Annotated in this window: 16 protein-coding genes and 1 tRNA gene; 15 read left to right on the plus strand and 2 right to left on the minus strand. The window is 70.7% G+C overall.

Annotated elements, in window-relative coordinates; all coding sequences use genetic code 11:
• Positions 1-7 precede the first annotated feature (7 nt).
• The 14 genes from obgE to C3E78_RS05715 all read left to right on the plus strand — a co-directional run bounded on the left by obgE (position 8) and on the right by C3E78_RS05715 (position 11,939).
• Positions 8-1,564, plus strand: coding sequence for a GTPase ObgE (obgE, locus tag C3E78_RS05655; RefSeq protein WP_235833692.1), 1,557 nt, complete (start codon positions 8-10; stop codon positions 1,562-1,564).
• Positions 1,564-2,649, plus strand: coding sequence for a glutamate 5-kinase (gene proB / locus C3E78_RS05660; protein ID WP_108577380.1), 1,086 nt, complete (start codon positions 1,564-1,566; stop codon positions 2,647-2,649). Before obgE ends, proB begins: the two co-directional genes overlap by 1 nt.
• A 32-nt stretch (positions 2,650-2,681) precedes the next feature.
• Positions 2,682-3,929, plus strand: a complete 1,248-nt coding sequence (locus C3E78_RS05665; RefSeq protein WP_108577381.1) for a glutamate-5-semialdehyde dehydrogenase — start codon at positions 2,682-2,684, stop codon at positions 3,927-3,929.
• Positions 3,930-3,951: 22 nt separating this feature from the next.
• Entirely contained in the window at positions 3,952-4,101 is a 150-nt protein-coding gene (locus C3E78_RS18435; RefSeq protein ID WP_199906943.1) for a hypothetical protein, read from the plus strand.
• 5 nt (positions 4,102-4,106) lie between these two features.
• Positions 4,107-4,745 carry a nicotinate-nucleotide adenylyltransferase gene (gene nadD, locus C3E78_RS05670; protein ID WP_108577382.1) on the plus strand — a complete coding sequence of 213 codons (639 nt, stop codon included), beginning with the start codon at positions 4,107-4,109 and terminating at the stop codon, positions 4,743-4,745.
• Complete coding sequence (gene rsfS, locus C3E78_RS05675; protein WP_108577383.1) at positions 4,732-5,085, plus strand: ribosome silencing factor; 354 nt, start codon at positions 4,732-4,734, stop codon at positions 5,083-5,085. Before nadD ends, rsfS begins: the two co-directional genes overlap by 14 nt.
• Entirely contained in the window at positions 5,082-5,726 is a 645-nt protein-coding gene (locus C3E78_RS05680) for a histidine phosphatase family protein (RefSeq protein ID WP_108577384.1), read from the plus strand. The genes rsfS and C3E78_RS05680 overlap by 4 nt, the downstream gene beginning before the upstream one ends.
• Positions 5,727-5,792: 66 nt before the next feature.
• Positions 5,793-5,865: transfer RNA gene (locus C3E78_RS05685), tRNA-Ala, on the plus strand.
• Between the two features lie 113 nt (positions 5,866-5,978).
• Positions 5,979-6,725 (plus strand): DUF5819 family protein, encoded by a 747-nt coding sequence (locus C3E78_RS05690; RefSeq protein WP_108577385.1) that lies wholly within the window; start codon positions 5,979-5,981, stop codon positions 6,723-6,725.
• The gene (locus tag C3E78_RS05695) at positions 6,722-7,663 is read left to right on the plus strand and encodes an HTTM domain-containing protein (RefSeq protein WP_108577386.1); all 942 of its coding nucleotides are present in this window, start codon (positions 6,722-6,724) and stop codon (positions 7,661-7,663) included. The genes C3E78_RS05690 and C3E78_RS05695 overlap by 4 nt, the downstream gene beginning before the upstream one ends.
• Before the next feature lie 156 nt (positions 7,664-7,819).
• Positions 7,820-9,547 carry a choice-of-anchor G family protein gene (locus C3E78_RS05700; protein WP_108577387.1) on the plus strand — a complete coding sequence of 576 codons (1,728 nt, stop codon included), beginning with the start codon at positions 7,820-7,822 and terminating at the stop codon, positions 9,545-9,547.
• Between the two features lie 112 nt (positions 9,548-9,659).
• Positions 9,660-10,415: a DUF5819 family protein gene (locus C3E78_RS05705; RefSeq protein WP_135804849.1), complete on the plus strand. Its 756-nt coding sequence runs from the start codon at positions 9,660-9,662 to the stop codon at positions 10,413-10,415.
• A 4-nt stretch (positions 10,416-10,419) separates the two neighbouring features.
• On the plus strand, positions 10,420-11,529 hold the full coding sequence (locus C3E78_RS05710) for an HTTM domain-containing protein (protein WP_108577389.1): 1,110 nt from the start codon (positions 10,420-10,422) through the stop codon (positions 11,527-11,529).
• 23 nt (positions 11,530-11,552) lie between these two features.
• Positions 11,553-11,939: a hypothetical protein gene (locus tag C3E78_RS05715; protein ID WP_108577390.1), complete on the plus strand. Its 387-nt coding sequence runs from the start codon at positions 11,553-11,555 to the stop codon at positions 11,937-11,939.
• A 3-nt stretch (positions 11,940-11,942) separates the two neighbouring features.
• Here C3E78_RS05715 and C3E78_RS05720 read toward each other — a convergent pair whose 3' ends face one another.
• Positions 11,943-13,163, minus strand: coding sequence for an MFS transporter (locus C3E78_RS05720; RefSeq protein ID WP_199906944.1), 1,221 nt, complete (start codon positions 13,161-13,163; stop codon positions 11,943-11,945).
• Positions 13,164-13,322: 159 nt separating this feature from the next.
• A complete protein-coding gene (locus C3E78_RS05725) occupies positions 13,323-15,266 on the minus strand; it encodes a M13 family metallopeptidase (RefSeq protein WP_108577392.1) in 1,944 nt (647 codons plus the stop codon).
• A 17-nt stretch (positions 15,267-15,283) separates the two neighbouring features.
• Here C3E78_RS05725 and C3E78_RS05730 point away from each other — a divergent pair, with 17 nt between their 5' ends.
• Positions 15,284-16,126, plus strand: a complete 843-nt coding sequence (locus tag C3E78_RS05730) for a siderophore-interacting protein (RefSeq protein WP_235833693.1) — start codon at positions 15,284-15,286, stop codon at positions 16,124-16,126.
• Positions 16,127-16,144: the final 18 nt, after the last annotated feature.

Genomic DNA, 16,144 nt, shown 5'->3' on the forward strand with positions numbered 1-16,144 from the left:
GCGGCCTGTGGCTGTCCCCAGCTTCGTCGACAAGGTGACGCTCCACGTCGCCGGCGGGTCCGGTGGCGACGGTGTCGCCTCGGTCCACCGCGAGAAGTTCAAGCCCCTCGGAGGTCCCGACGGGGGCAACGGCGGCAACGGCGGTGACGTCATCCTGCAGGTCGGGGCCGACGTCACGACGCTGATCGACTACCACCACGAGCCGCACCGCCGCGGCACCAACGGTGCTCCCGGCGCGGGCAGCAACCGCAGCGGCAGCAACGGCCAGGACCTGGTCCTGCGGGTGCCGGACGGCACGGTCGTCAAGGACGCCTCGGGCGAGGTGCTGGCGGACCTGATCGGTCCCGGCACCGAGATGGTCATCGCGGCCGGTGGCCGTGGCGGCCTGGGCAACGCTGCGCTGGCCTCCTCCAAGCGCAAGGCCCCCGGCTTCGCGCTCAAGGGCGAGCCGGGCGACGAGCGCACGATCACCCTCGAGCTCAAGGTCGTGGCCGACGTCGGCCTCATCGGCTTCCCGAGCGCGGGCAAGTCCAGCCTCATCGCAGCCCTCTCGCGCGCCCGGCCGAAGATCGCGGACTACCCGTTCACGACGCTCGTGCCGAACCTGGGCGTCGTCACCGCCGGCTCCACGACCTTCACGGTCGCCGACGTCCCCGGCCTCATCGAGGGCGCGAGCGAGGGACGCGGCCTCGGCCACGACTTCCTGCGCCACGTCGAGCGCTGCGCGGCACTGGTGCACGTGATCGACTGCGCGACCGTCGACCCCGGTCGTGACCCGCTGACCGACCTCGACGTCATCGAGCGCGAGCTCGCGGCGTACGCCGACGCCAACGGCAGCGACCTGCTGGACCGTCCCCGTCTGGTGGCGCTCAACAAGACCGACGTGCCCGACGCCAAGGAGATCGCCGGCTTCGTGCGCGACGAGCTCGAGGCGCGGGGACTGGACGTGTACGAGGTCTCCGCCGCGAGCCACGCGGGACTGCGCGAGCTGTCGTTCGCGATGGCCGAGATCGTCGCGTCGCGCCGGGCCGAGACGCCCGTCGCCGAGGTCACGCGCATCGTCCTGCGGCCCAAGGCCGAGGCCGGGGTGGGCCGTGAGTTCACGATCGACCAGGTCAACGGGCAGTGGGTCGTCCGCGGCGAGAAGCCCAAGCGCTGGGTCCGTCAGACCGACTTCGCGAACGACGAGGCCGTCGGCTTCCTCGCCGACCGGCTCAACCGGCTGGGCGTCGAGGACGAGCTGCTCAAGCTCGGTGCGCGCGCCGGCGACGACGTCGTCATCGGCGACGAGGACAACGCCGTGGTGTTCGACTTCGACCCGCAGATCCCCGCCGGCGCCGAGGTGCTCGGCCGCCGTGGCGAGGACCTGCGCATCGACCAGTCCGACCGTCGCACGAACGTGCAGCGACGCGAGGAGCTGGCTGCTCGCCGTGCGCACGAGGCGGAGATCCGCGAGGCGCGCGAGAGCGGACGCCCCGAGACGTCGCCGGCGACCCCGGACTGGACCTTCCCCGAGGACGATCCGGACCTGGACGGAGACGTGTCCGACGAGGACCGGCTCTAGTGCGCATCGTCGTCAAGGTGGGCTCGTCGTCGCTGAGCTCGGCGGCCGGCGGCCTTGACGGCGAGCGCGTGGACGCGCTGGTCGACGCCCTGGCCGCCGCGCGGGCGCGCGGCGACGAGATCGTGCTGGTCAGCTCCGGCGCGATCGCCGCAGGACTCGCGCCGCTCGGCCTGCACCGCCGGCCCCGTGACCTGGCCACCCAGCAGGCCGCGGCCAGCGTCGGCCAGGGGGCGCTGATCGCCCGCTACGCCGACCGCTTCGCACGCCACGGTGTCGTCGTCGGGCAGGTGCTCCTGACGGCGGACGACGTCACCCGGCGCAGCCACTACCGCAACGCGTTCCAGACGTTCGCTCGGCTGCTCGAGCTCGGCGTGCTCCCCATCGTCAACGAGAACGACACCGTGGCGACGAGCGAGATCCGCTTCGGCGACAACGACCGCCTGGCAGCGCTGGTCTCGCACCTCGTGCACGCAGACCAGCTGGTCCTCCTGTCGGACGTCGACGGCCTGTACGACGGCGACCCGTCCAAGGAGGGCACGCACCTCGTCCCGGACGTCCACGGCGAGCAGGACCTCGAGGCGCTCGACATCGTGCGCCCCAGCGCCTCCGCGATCGGCACCGGCGGCATGGTGACCAAGGTCGAGGCGGCACGCATCGCCACCGGAGCGGGCATCCCGGTGCTGCTGACGTCCGCCGCCCAGGCCGACCAGGCCCTGTCCGGCGCGACCGTCGGCACCCGCTTCCACGCGACCGGTCGGCGCCGGCCCACCCGCCTGCTGTGGCTCGCGCACGCGAGCCACACCGAGGGCAGCGTCCAGCTCGACGCGGGGGCCGTCCGCGCCCTCACGCTGCGCAAGGCCTCGCTGCTGCCGGCCGGCATCACGGACGTCACCGGCCCATTCACGGCCGGCGACCCGATCGACCTCGTCGGACCCGACGGGGTCGTCATCGCGCGCGGCATCGTCAACTACGACTCCGAGGAGCTGCCGCGGCTCATGGGCCGCTCGACGCACGAGCTCGCGGCCACCCTCGGCGCCAGCTACGAGCGGGAGGTCGTCCATCGCGACGACCTCATGCTGGTCTGACCGGTCTGGCACCCGGCACTAAGATCGGCGGCATGAAGCAGCAGGTGCACGACGCCGCCCGACGAGCCCGCGTCGCAGCCGGGACCCTCGCGGTCACGAACCGCGCCACGAAGGACGCCGCCCTCCACGCGATCGCGGACGCCCTCGTGGCCGGTACGCAGACGATCCTGGCGGCCAACGGCGCTGACGTGGACGCCGCCCGCGCTGCCGGTACCCCGGAGAACGTCCTCGACCGGCTGCGGCTCGACGACGACCGCGTGGCCGCGTTCGCCGACGGCGTCCGGTCGGTGGCCGGCCTGCCCGACCCGGTCGGCGAGGTCGTCCGGGGGTCGACCCTGCCCAACGGGCTGCGCATGCGCCAGGTCCGGGTGCCGATGGGCGTCATCGGGATGATCTACGAGGGGCGTCCCAACGTCACCGCCGACGCCGCCGCCATCTGCCTCAAGGCCGGCAGCGCCGTGCTCCTGCGTGGATCGTCCTCCGCGGCCCGGTCGAATGCCGCCATCATCGCGATCATGCGTGACGCGTTGACGGCCACCGGGCTGCCCGCCGACGCGATCCAGCAGATCTCCGCCGACGACCGTTCGTCGGCGACGCACCTCATGCAAGCGCGCGGGCTGGTCGACCTGGTCATCCCGCGCGGGGGAGCGGGGCTCATCCAGGCCGTCGTCGAGCAGTCGACCGTCCCGGTCATCGAGACCGGCGTCGGCAACTGCCACGTGTACGTGGACGCCGCCGCCGACCTCGACATGGCCCTCGACATCGTGCTCAACGCCAAGACACACCGCACCAGCGTCTGCAACGCCGCGGAGTCGCTGCTCGTGCACCAGGAGGTCGCCGACGTCTTCGTCCCGCGGGTCGTCGCGGCCCTCCAGGAGGCCGGGGTGACGATCCACGGCGACGCCACGTTCTGCGCGGCTGACGGGGCCGTCGTGCCCGCGACGGACGAGGACTACGCGCAGGAGTACCTGTCGCTCGACATCTCGGCGAAGGTGGTCGACTCGATCGACGAGGCCCTCGCCCACATCCGCCAGTTCTCCTCCGGGCACACCGAGGCCATCGTCACGGGCTCGCTCGCCGCGTCGACGCAGTTCACGACCGGGGTCGACTCGGCGGCGATCATGATCAACGCGTCGACCCGGTTCACCGACGGCGGCGAGCTCGGATTCGGTGCGGAGATCGGCATCTCGACGCAGAAGCTGCACGCCCGCGGGCCCATGGGGCTGACCGAGATGACCACCACGACGTTCGTCGTGACGGGCGACGGTCACGTGCGCTAGAGCACTGGGATAGATTGTGCTCATGCTTTCGTTCATCGCCGCTGCCGAAGAGACCGAGCACCTGCGCGACATCGGTGTCGAGCCGTGGGTGGTCGGCCTGGTGGCCCTGTCCATCCTCATGGTCCTGCTGCTCGCCCTGCTGTCCTTCGGCAAGGGCCGCGAGCACTCCTGACCCCGATGAGCACCGGACGCCGACGCGTCGGCGTCATGGGTGGCACCTTCGACCCCATCCACCACGGGCACCTCGTGGCTGCGAGCGAGGTGCAGTCGTGGTTCGACCTCGACGAGGTCATCTTCGTCCCGACGGGACAGCCGTGGCAGAAGGCGGACCGGACGGTCTCGCCGGCCGAGGACCGCTACCTCATGACCGTCATCGCGACGGCGGCCAACCCGCGGTTCAGGGTGAGCCGGGTCGACATCGACCGGCAGGGCCCCACGTACACGATCGACACCCTGCGCGACCTCTCGGCGCTGCACCCGGACGCCGACCTGTACTTCATCACCGGCGCCGACGCCATGGCGGCGCTGCTGACCTGGCGTGACCACGAGGAGCTCTTCGAGCTCGCGCAGTTCGTGGGCTGCACCCGTCCCGGGCACGAGATGGACGACACGACGCTCGAGGGCCTGCCCCGTGAGCGCGTCACCCTGGTCGAGATCCCGGCCCTGGCCATCTCGTCCACCGACTGCCGGCACCGTGTCGAGCGGGACGAACCGGTCTGGTACCTCGTGCCGGACGGCGTCGTCCAGTACATCGGCAAGCACGAGCTGTACCGCGAACATCCATCGACCGAAAGCACCCCTCATGACCGCCACTGACCGCGCCGTCGAGCTGACCCGGGCTGCGGCCGCAGCCGCCGAGGACAAGCTGGCGCAGGACGTCATCGCGTACGACGTGTCCGAACAGCTCGCGCTCACCGACGTCTTCCTGCTGTGCTCGGCCGCGAACTCTCGCCAGGTCAAGGCCATCCAGGACGCGATCGAGGAGAAGATGATCGAGCTCGGGGTCAAGGCCGTGCGTCGCGAGGGCGAGCGAGAGGGCCGCTGGGTCCTGCTCGACTTCCAGGACATCGTCGTGCACGTCCAGCACCAGGAGGAGCGCGTCTTCTACGCGCTCGAGCGTCTCTGGAGCGACTGCCCCGTCGTCGCCCTGGCATGAGCCGCCAGGTCGTCCTGTGGCGCCACGGGCGCACGGAGTGGAACGTCGCCGGACGGGTCCAGGGGCAGAGCGACATCCCGCTGGACGAGGTCGGCCACGCCCAGGCTCGTGAGGCGGCGAGCCGTCTGGCGACCCTGAAGCCGCACCGCATCGTCAGCTCGGACCTGCAGCGGGCCCGGGACACCGCGGCGTACCTCGGAGCCTTCACGGGTCTCGAGGTCGAGCTCGACCAGCGCTTCCGCGAGCTGAACTTCGGCGCCCGCGAGGGTCTGACCTGGCGCGAGGCGTGGGACCAGATGCCTGAGGGCATGCAGGCCTGGGTCGACGGTGACGAGACGCAGATCCCCGGCAGCGAGACCCACCTGGAGGCAGGGGAGCGGTTCGCAGGCGGCCTGGAGGCCGCTCTGGCGTCCTTGCCGGCCGACGGTGTCCTCGTGGTCGTCGCGCACGGTGCGGTGCTGCGTACGGGCATCTGCAGCTTCCTGGGCATCCCCCGTGCGCACTGGGGGACGTTCGGCGCGCTCAACAACTGCGCGTGGTCGGTCATCGAGGAAACGCCGTGGCGTCCCGACACCAGCTGGCGGCTCACCGAGTGGAACGCCGGAACCCTTCCGGTTCCAGTGATGTCGGACGAAGAGTGACCCCGGATTGGGTCTTTCGGAGCTGACCGGTTAATATTGGCGAGGCCCTGCTGAGGGGCACACCGCGGGGCATTGGCGCAGTTGGTAGCGCGCTTCCATGGCATGGAAGAGGTCAGGAGTTCGAATCTCCTATGCTCCACACCGCAGCACGATGAACGCCCCTCCCGGACCGGGAGGGGCGTTCGTCGTTCCGGCCGGGTCGGCTCCCCGGGACGGGGGTGAGGAGCGTCACCGGGTTGGTACGGTGTCGGCGTGCCCCGGGTGACGATGCGATCGGCGTTCATCGCGGCGGCCGTGACGATCGTCGGGCTGCACCTGGTCGCCGTCACCCTGGCGGCCCTGCCGCCGAACCGCTACAGCGACGCGACCGCGTCGCAGACCGCCTACCTCGAGCCGTACTTCGCGCAGAACTGGCGGCTGTTCGCACCGTCGCCCGTCGCCGAGGACCGCGAGGTGCTGTTCCAGGGGTCGTACGTCGCCGCGGACGGGACGCCCAGGCGCACTTCGTGGGTCGCCTGGACCGACGTCGAGCTCGACCTGGTGCGTCACCGGCTGGTGGGTGGCCGGGCCGGTTACGTGACGAACAAGCTCTACGGGCCCCTCGGGCAGCGCTACCTCGGCCTCGGACGGGCGCAGCGTGCGATCGCGGACGGCACGGACGAGACGACGCCACCGACCTGGGCCGAGCTGAGGTCGCGCCTGCTTGGCGGGGGAGCGGACCCCACGCGCGTGGGGACCTACCTCCTGTACGAGAAGGCCACCGCGCGCCTGGCCACCGAGGTGCTCGAGTCGCGCTGGCCCGGTCACGAGCTCACCGCTGTCCGCTACCGCCTGCGGGCGCAGCCGGTCGTGCCCTACGAGCAGCGTGGGCTGGCCGGCGCCGAGCGGACGGCGGCCCGGCCCGTCCCCACGGTTCGCGAGGGCGGCTGGCGTGCGCCCACGACAGGCAGCGACCGTGAGCGCGCGTCCGTGGCCTCGTTCGACCGGAGGCATCGATGATCGACCGCGCGGTGGGCTGGCTGAGCCTGGAGAAGCACTCGACGTACGGCCTGGCCGTGACCCGGATGATCCTCGGCTTCATCGTCGCCAGCCAGCTGATCGTGAACTGGGGTGACCGCCACTACACGTGGGGCGATGGGGCCGGGTGGACCGAGCCCGTCCGCGACGCGAAGTCGTGGCCGTCCTTCCTCGGGCTGTTCGGGCAGCTCGACGGCCTGGCCTTCGACGCCGCCTACCTCGTGACGATCGGGTTCGGTGTCCTGCTGATGGTCGGCTACCGCACCCGGGCGTCCGCCCTGGTGACGCTGTTCCTGTGGATGTCGCTGTACGTCGCGAACCCGTTCGTGGGCTCCGGCGGCGACTCCGTGCTGCGCATGGTGCTGCTCTACCTGTGCTTCACCGACTCGGGGCTGCGATGGTCCGTCGACGCGAGGCTGGGCGCCCGCCGGGGCGAGATCCGGCCGTACGCGCCGGTGTGGGTCTCCGCGACGCTGCACAACCTCGCGACGATCCTGATCATCCACCAGGTCGTCATGGTCTACGTGGCGTCGGCGTTCTGGAAGCTGCAGAGCGACCGCTGGACCGACGGCACGGCCGTCTACTACCCGCTCCAGACGGATGCGTACTCCCCGTGGCACGACTGGCTGCAGCCGCTGTACGCGAACGGGCTGGTGATCGGCAGCGCGACCTACCTGGCGATCGTCGTGCAGCTGTTCTTCCCGGTCCTGCTGATCTACCGGCCGACCCGTCTGGCAGCCCTGGTGCTGATCACCGGGATGCACCTCGGCATCGGCATCTTCATGGGCATCCTGTACTTCTCGCTCGTGATGATCGCGGTCGACATGATCCTGGTGAGCGACGCTTCGTGGGTCCGTGCGGCGGCCTGGCTGCGCGATCGTCGAGGCCGCGAGCGGGAACGGGCCCCGTCGCGCGTGTGATGCAGAACACGGTGACTTCAAGTTGCCGTCTTGGACAGGTTGTATCGGACGACCCGGTCGTGTGGCTAGACTGACGCCGAAACTCCCGTTTACATCGGCCGTCCGTGCATCGTCGCGTGGCTGGACCATGAAAAAGAAGTCAAGGGGAACTCCCGGATGAAGAACAAGCTTGCCAAGAACTGTGTGGCAGTCGGACTCGCGACACTCGTCGTCAGCGCCGGACTGTCATTCTCGGCCAACGGCGCGACGACCACTCGGTACACCGGCCACGCGGAGGCACGCTTCCTGGCAGGCACCTCCGGCATCGCCGAGATCACGAACGCGATCTCGAACGCGATCGAGGGCGAGTCGGCTGACTGCTCCACCGCCGAGGTCAAGAAGTCGGCCTGCAAGAAGGTCGAGGAGAACAGCGACATCTCGATCCCGCTCGGCGGCCTCGCCTCGCTGACGCTCGGTGCGATCGACAACTACGCGGGCGTCGACAGCTCGGCGTCCTCGAGCGCCACCGCGCCCAACTCGCTCGCGTCCAGCGGCGTCGTGGGTGACAACGGCTTCATCGACACCGCCTACGCCGGTCCGAAGGGCTCGATCACGCTCGACCTCGCGAACGGGTCGCTGACCGGCCCCATCGGCGACAACCTCGCCAACGTGCAGGCGCAGATCGGTGCGGTCAGCGCCGAGGCCAAGGCCGTCAAGGGCAGCGCGACCCGTCGCTACAACATCGCCAGCGCCGGCGTCACCGCCGACCTGAAGATCCTGAGCACCCTGAACGACCAGATCGCCGGCGCGCTGAACGGCTACGACCTGCTCGGGACGCTGGCCGGCACGGACGAGATCACGTTGAGCAAGCTCACCAAGCTGCTGCCGGGCGGGCCGCTCCAGCCGATCCTCGACCTGCTCGACGCCCTGCTCATCCCGGTCACCGACAACCTGGTCGACCTCAAGGTGACGTTCCCGAGCCTCAACGCCATCACGGGCTCCCTGGCTGACTTCAGCGGCAACGGCGTGCAGATCGACGTCTCGGCCGGAACGGTCAAGGTCGACCTCGTCGCGCTGCTCAAGTCGCTCAACCTGGACATCAACAACCTGCCCCCGGGCACGGACCTGCTGCGCTACGTCCTGCCTGCGATCGCCGACGGCCTCGACGACGTCGTCACCCACCTGTTCGACACGGTCATCGACGAGATCGTCAGCAAGACCGGCGTCACGTTGACCCTGCTGCCCATCGCCGGCAGCGCGGGTCTGCCGCCGATCACGCTGAGCGCTTCGCAGCTCGGGATCCTCCTCGACCCCCTGAAGGAGGGACTGACGCAGGTCCTCAAGCCCGCCGGTGCAGCACTGGCCAGCGGCCTGAAGGCGGCACTGGGCCCCGACGCCCTGGCGAACGTCGCCCAGCTGAAGGTCAACAACCACGACCTGTACGGCCAGGACCTGGTCACGGGTGACACGGCGGCCTCGAGCTCGAACAAGCCGGTCTCACAGACGGCGCTGCGCATCACCCTGCTGGGTGGACAGCTCGCCGATCTCCGCCTCGGCAACGCCGTGGTGGTCCCGAACGGCACCGCGACCGCGGCTGACGACGCCGACACGGACGCGGACGCCGCGGCCGATCTCGACGTGGACGCCGACTCGGACGCGGACGCGGACTCCGACTCGGATTCCGCTGCTGACGCGGATGCGGCTGCTGACGCCAACGCCGACGCGGATGCGAACGCTGACGCGGTGGCCGACGCCGACGCCCAGTCCGACGCGGACGTGACGCAGTCGCTGCCCGCCGCCGGTGCGCCGCGCAACCTGCTGCCGTTCATGTTCCTGGGCCTGGCCCTGATCCTGTTCGGTGGTGCGGTTCTCCTCAACGAGAAGCGTCGCCAGCTGACGGCCTGATCGACCCAGCACCACCCATCGCTGCCGGTGACCGACCAGGTCACCGGCAGCGGTGCGTCGAGGCCGACGAGACACGTCGGCCGGCGAAGAGACGAACCCTAGGATGGCGAGCATGTCGGTGACCGGGACGCAGTCGCCGCACGCTCGTCCGTGGCAGCGCACCCTCGTGGTCGCGCTGGCCGTCGTGGCAGTCGCGCACTCGGTCGTGCTGGCGTTCTGGTTGGCCCCCCGCAGCCCCCTGCGTGACGCGGTCGGCGACCGGACCCTGGCGACGTACGTCAACCCCTACTTCGAGCAGTCCTGGAGCGCACTCGCGCCCAACGCCCAGTTCGCGGACGAGTCGTTCACGCTCCGCGCCCAGGTGAAGGACGACGCCACCGGCACGATCACGATGAGCGAGTGGATCGACGTCACCGCCGCCGAGGACCGGGCACTGCGGCGCGACGTCGACCCGGCGCGGGTCCACGCCATCGCGCGAAGGCTCGCGACGAACCTGAACGGGGCGATGTTCGGGCTCAACCCACGTCAGCGGGTGCTGGTCCGTGAGTCGTACACGAAGGAGCCGATCGAGCGGCTGGGCGACCGCCTGTACTCGGCGGGGACGGATCGGCGCGCCGCGGTCCAGAGCTACGTCGCATACGACACCATGGCGACGCGCTTCGCCTCGATGTACGCCCGGGCACGGTTCGACGGAAGGATCCTGAAGGTGCAGTACCGCATCGGACGACGCACGGTGCCGTCGGGCGCAACCCGCGCGGCGGACGCGTTGCAGGGTCGGGACTTCCACTGGTTCGAGTTCGGCTTCCGCCGTGGTTTCGCGGCCTCCTTCGAGGCGCAGACGGCATTCGACGACTACGTGGGGGCGTGAGCAGGTGCTCGAGCTGGGACAACGGGCGGTGCAGGCTCCTCTGCGCGCGGGCGACGCGGCTGCGAGCTGGCTGCTGGCGGCTCCGCGGGCGCTCTACGGTGCGGCCGCGTGCCGGATGGGCACGGCCCTGTCGGTGCTCGGCCTGCTGGCGACGAACTTCTCCAGCCGCGACGTGTGGGTCGGCCAGGGCTCGATCTGGGCGGAGCCGGCGCGCGCCCTGAGCCAGTTCCCCGAGCTCGCCCTGCTCGACGGGGTCAGCGGGGACGTCCTGACGCTGTTCTACGTCATCACGATGGCCGCTGCGGTCGCGATGGTGGTGGGCTGGCACACCAAGGCGGCCAACGTCGTGACGCTCGTCGGCTTCATCGCCGTCGTCTCGCAGAACCCGGTCGTCGGTGACGAGGGGGACAACCTCGTCCGGATCACGCTGATGTGGCTCCTGCTCATGCAGACGGCCGAGCGCTGGTCGCTCGACGCACGCCGGCGGGAGCGACGGGCGGCTCGCGCCGACGGCTCGGCGAGCGCGATGCGCGAGGCCTGGGACGGCGAGAAGGTGCTGCCGCCGTGGTTGTCCGCGGGCCTGCACCACGTGGGTCTCATCGGCCTCGGCACGCAGACGGTGCTGCTGTTCATGGCCGGCGGCCTCGACAAGATCTCGCAGGACATCTGGCAGCGCGGAACGGCGCTGTACTCCACGATGCAGCTGCCGGAGTTCCGGCCGTACCCCCGGCTCTCCGACGCGGTCTCCACCAGCACCGTGGCGCTCGCGGTCCTGACGTACACCGTGCTGCTCACCCAGCTGTTCTTCGGACCGCTCCTGCTCCACCGGGTGACCCGCCGGGTCGTCATCACGGCGACGGTCCTGGTCAACGTCGTGCTCGCGGTGCTCCTGGCGCTGCCGTGGAGCTCGCTCGCGTTCCTGGCCCTCGCGGCGTTGTTCGTGTCCACCGAGACGTACGAGCGGCTGGACGAGTGGCTGCGCGACCGCCTGGCACCGGTCGGGGACTGGCTGGTGCTGCGCTGGTACGACGTCCAGGACGCCGGTGCGGCCGTGCTGGACCGCACGTGGTGGCCGGTGGCCGACTGGTTCCGCGCCTCCGTCCTGCGCCGCTGATCCCTCCCGAAAGGCTTCCCTCCGTGAAGGCACTCATCAACATCCTGCTCGGCCTGCTGCTGGTCGGGGTCGTCGCTGCGATCGTGCTGTTCTTCACGACCCGTGCGAACGAGAAGGAGGAGGACGCGGCTCCGCCTCGCGTGGAGAAGGTGGTCCACATGTCCACGGGCGGTGTCGTCGCCAACATCGAGCGACGGCTCGAGGCCAAGACGGGCTTCCCGTTGACGGTCAGGTGCCCGAAGAAGGTCGACCAGTCCATCGGCACCACGTTCCGGTGCAGCGTCCGCCGTGAGGGCGGTGAGGACCGAATCGCGATCGCGAAGGTCAGGATTCGTGGAGCCGGCGGGCAGTTCGGGTGGACGTCGACGCCCGTGCCGACCCCGAAGGCGTCGGAGGACCCCGCCGCGTAGCTCTCAGGCGGTGTGAGCGGCGACGCGGCGCCCCGACAGCACGAGCACGACCACCGGGACGGTCAGCACCGCCGCCGCGGCGTTCAGCGTGCCGAAGCCGCTCAGCGCCACCACGACCCCCGCCAGCAGGCCGCCGAGCGCCCCCGCGAGATTCATCGTGAGGTCGGACAGTCCCTGGACGACGGGGCGCGTCGACACCTCGAGCGACTCGGTGAGCTTCGCCGCCCCGGCGATGACCGAGGCCGACCAGCCGATGCCCAGCAGCGTGAGCCCGATCGTGATCTGGGCCTGTGAGCCGCCGGAGGTGCCCGCCACGCAGGCGGCCAGCACGAGGACCGACTGGCCCAGCAGGATCGTGCGGTCAGGGCCCCAGGCGTCGCTCAGCCAGCCCATGAGGGGCGACAATGCGTACATCCCGGCGATGTGGAGGCTGATCGTCAGCCCGATGACCTCGAGCGCGGCACCGTGGTCCTCCATGTGCACGGGTGTCAGTGCCATGACGGCGACCATGACGGCGTGCGACGAGGCGATGGCCCACATCGCGGTGAGGGTGCGGCCGCGGACGTGGGGGAGAGCCGCGCGGAGGCCGCGGGGAACCGGTGCCGCTCCCGCTGCGTGCACCAGGGGATCGGGGCGCAGGAGGCCGAACGTCAGGAGGCCGGCGACAGCGAACGCGGCGGCGGAGAAGAGCATGGGACCGGCGATGTCGGGCACCCCGACGGCGTCGGCGAACGAGGCGCCGGGACCGGTGAGGTTGGGGCCGATGACCGCGCCGACGGTGGTCGACCACACCACGAGCGAGAGGGATCGACCGATCTGGCTGGGCTCGGCCCGGTCGACCGCCGCGAAGCGGGACTGCAGGTTGGCCGCGGTGCTGCCGCCGAACAGCGCGAGCCCGAGGAGGGCGACGGGCAGGGAGTCCAGCGTCGAGCCGGCGACGACGATCCCGGCTCCGAGCGCCCCGGCGCACCAGCCGAGCGTGAGGGCGGGACGTCGGCCGGTCCGGGCGGCCAGCGAGGACAGCGGGATCGTGAACGCGGCAGCGCCGAGCGTCAGCATCACGACGGCCATCCCGGACCACACGGAGGAGCCGGTGATGTCCTTGAGCAGCAGCCCGCCGACGGCGAGCCCGGCCCCGTTGCCGACCCCGCCCACGACCTGCACGAGCACCAGCACCGAAACCACCCGCCGCTGGACGCTGTCTACAGCTTCGGGTTCACTCACCGAAGCAATCTATCGAAGAGGCGACGACACGTCAGTGACCACAGGCCGAGCGAGCGCCACCTCAGTAACCACAGGCCGAGCGAGCGCCAGCGAGGGAAGGCAGCCGCCCGGGCGAAGCCCGGCCGCGACGAAGTCGCGGGAACGACGAAGTCGTGCGGCTCACCAGATACGGACCCGCTCCTCCTCGTCCAGCCAGAGCCGGTCGTCGGGGCTGACGTCGAAGGCCGCGTAGAAGGCGTCGATGTTGCGCACGGTCTGGTTGCAGCGGAACTCCGGCGGGGAGTGCGGGTCGACGGTGAGCCGGCGTACGGTCTCGGCGGGTCGGACCTTGGCCTGCCAGGCCTGTGCCCAGGAGATGAAGAACCGCTGGTCGGGGCTGAGCCCGTCGATGGGCTCGTCGGCCGGGTCGGTCAGGCGGAAGGCCTGGTACGCGATGCCGAGACCACCGAGGTCGCCGATGTTCTCGCCGATCGTGAGGGAGCCGTTGACGGTGCGTCCGTCGGCGCCGACGGGGGACAGCACGTCGTACTGGGCGATGAGCGCGGAGGTCAGCTTCTCGAACGATGCCCGATCCTCGTCGGTCCACCAGTTGCGCAGCGCGCCGGTGCCGTCGTACTGCGATCCCTGGTCGTCGAAGCCGTGGCCGATCTCGTGGCCGATGACCGCGCCGATCGCACCGTAGTTGACGGCGTCATCGGCGTCGGCGTGGAAGAACGGCGGCTGCAGGATCGCGGCGGGGAACACGATCTCGTTCATCGTGGGGTTGTAGTACGCGTTGACGGTCTGCGGCGTCATGTACCACTCGTCGCGGTCGATCGGGGAGCCGATCTTGGCCAGCTCGCGGTCGGTCGCGACGGCGATGGCGCGGCGGACGTTGCCGAGCAGGTCGTCCGGCGCGGTCTCGAGCGCCGAGTAGTCCTTGAACTGGTCGGGGTGCCCGATCTTGGGGTTGAAGGAGTCCAGCTTGTCCTGGGCGCGCTTCTTGGTCTCGTCGCTCATCCAGGTCAGGCGGGCGATGCTCTGGCGGTACGCCTCGAGGAGGTTGGCGATGAGCTCGGTCATCCGCTCCTTGGAGGCGGGCGGGAACTCGGTGCGGACGTAGATCTTGCCGACGGCCTCGCCCATCGCGCCCTCGACGAAGCCGACGCCGCGCTTCCAGCGGGGACGCAGCTCGTCGGTGCCGCTGAGGGTTCGACCGTAGAACTCGAAGTTGGCGTCGACGAACGCGGACGACAGGTAGGGGGAGGCGCTGTGGACGACCTGCCAGCGCAGCCAGTCCTTCCAGGCGTCCAGCTCGTCCTCGACCAGGAGGGTCTCGAGACCCTCGAGGAACGACGGCTGGGACACCACGACCTCGGCGAGCACGGGGGCGGGCACCTGGGCGCCGGCGGACCAGCTCGTCCAGTCGAAGCTCGGGGCGAGCTGCTGCAGGCCCTCGCCGGCGAAGTGGTTGTACGTCTTCTGGGCGTCGCGGTTGGCGACCCGGTCCCAGTGGAACGAGGCGAGCCTGGTCTCCAGGTCCATGATGCGTGCGGCCCGGCCGGCGGCGTCGTCGAGCCCGGCCAGGCCCAGCATGGTGGTCAGGTGCGCGACGTACGCCTCGCGGATCTGCGCGGACTCCTCGTCGCGGTAGTACGACTCGTCGGGCAGGCCGATGCCGCCCTGGCCCAGGTGGGTGATGTAGCGGTCGGGGTTGCCGCGGTCGGGGGCGATGTACATGCCCAGGACGCTGCCGACGCCCTGCCGGTCGAGGACGCCGAGGACGCGGACGAACGAGGGGATGTCCGTGATGGCGTCGACCTGCGCGAGCTCGGCCGTGAGCGGGGTGGCACCGAGGGCCTCGACCCGCTCCTCGTCCATGAAGCTGGCGTAGAGGTCGCCGATCTTGCGCTGCTCGTCGTCCTGGGGGGCCTGGCTCGCGGTCTCGATGATCTCGCGGACCTTCGCCTCGGCCTCGTCCACCAGCGCCACGAACGAGCCGGCGGTCGCGCGGTCGGGCTTGATCTCGGCCGTCGCGAGCCACGGCCCGTTGACGTGTCGGAACAGGTCGTCCTGCACGCGGACGGAGGGGTCGAGCTGCGTCGTGTCGATGCCGGGGTTCACGCCGATAGGCTACACACGTGAGCAAGAGTTTTCCTGTCCCGCTGACCGTGGTCCGGACCGAGACGGTGGCTCCCTCGATGGTGCGGGTCGTGCTCGGCGGACAGGGTTTCGCAGAGTTCCTCGCCCGCCACGACGCGATGCCTGCGCCGTACACCGACGAGTACGTCAAGCTCGTCTTCCTCGCGGCCGGCCACGACTACCCGCAGCCGCTGGACCTGGACCTGGTCAAGGAGTCCATGCCGCAGGAGGCATGGCCCGTGCTGCGGACGTACACGGTCCGCTGGGTCGACCGCGACCAGGAGCAGCTCGCGATCGATTTCGTCGTCCACGGCGACGTGGGGGTCGCGGGGCCGTGGGCGGCCCGGGCCCAGCCCGGCGACGTGATCCACGTGCGCGGCCCCAACGGCGGCTACACCCCCGACCCCACGGCCGACTGGCTGCTGTTCGTGGGCGACGAGGCAGGTCTCCCCGCCATCACGGCCTCGCTGCTGAGCCTGCCCGCGGGCGTGCGGGCCGTCGCGTTCATCGAGGTGCAGGGGGAGTCCGACGAGCTCCCGCTGCGCACGGACGCCGACGTCGACGTCCGGTGGCTGCACCGGGGGAGCGCCGCACCGGGCACGACGACGCTGCTGGACGACGCGGTGCGCGCGTTCGACTGGCCCGCCGGGCGGGTCCAGGCGTTCATCCACGGCGAGTCCGCCCTGCTGAAGAGCGTCCGGCCGCACGTGCTGAACGAGCGGGGCGTCGCCCGGGCGGACGTGTCCGTGTCGGCCTACTGGCGCCGGGGCAGCACCGAGGAGGGCTTCCGGGTGTGGAAGTCGCAGCAGACCGAGGCGGTCATGCGACCGGCGGCGTCGTAGCCCCTCGCGGACGGTAAC

This window comes from Aeromicrobium chenweiae (assembly GCF_003065605.1).
GTDB lineage: Bacteria > Actinomycetota > Actinomycetes > Propionibacteriales > Nocardioidaceae > Aeromicrobium > Aeromicrobium chenweiae.

Excerpts from the sequence above, each read along its gene's own strand:
- C3E78_RS05665 (WP_108577381.1), top strand. The coding sequence starts at position 2,682 with ATGAAGCAGCAGGTGCACGACGCCGCCCGACGAGCCCGCGTCGCAGCC.
- C3E78_RS18435 (WP_199906943.1), top strand. The coding sequence starts at position 3,952 with ATGCTTTCGTTCATCGCCGCTGCCGAAGAGACCGAGCACCTGCGCGAC.
- nadD (WP_108577382.1), top strand. The coding sequence starts at position 4,107 with ATGAGCACCGGACGCCGACGCGTCGGCGTCATGGGTGGCACCTTCGAC.
- rsfS (WP_108577383.1), top strand. The coding sequence starts at position 4,732 with ATGACCGCCACTGACCGCGCCGTCGAGCTGACCCGGGCTGCGGCCGCA.
- C3E78_RS05680 (WP_108577384.1), top strand. The coding sequence starts at position 5,082 with ATGAGCCGCCAGGTCGTCCTGTGGCGCCACGGGCGCACGGAGTGGAAC.
- C3E78_RS05695 (WP_108577386.1), top strand. The coding sequence starts at position 6,722 with ATGATCGACCGCGCGGTGGGCTGGCTGAGCCTGGAGAAGCACTCGACG.
- C3E78_RS05700 (WP_108577387.1), top strand. The coding sequence starts at position 7,820 with ATGAAGAACAAGCTTGCCAAGAACTGTGTGGCAGTCGGACTCGCGACA.
- C3E78_RS05705 (WP_135804849.1), top strand. The coding sequence starts at position 9,660 with ATGTCGGTGACCGGGACGCAGTCGCCGCACGCTCGTCCGTGGCAGCGC.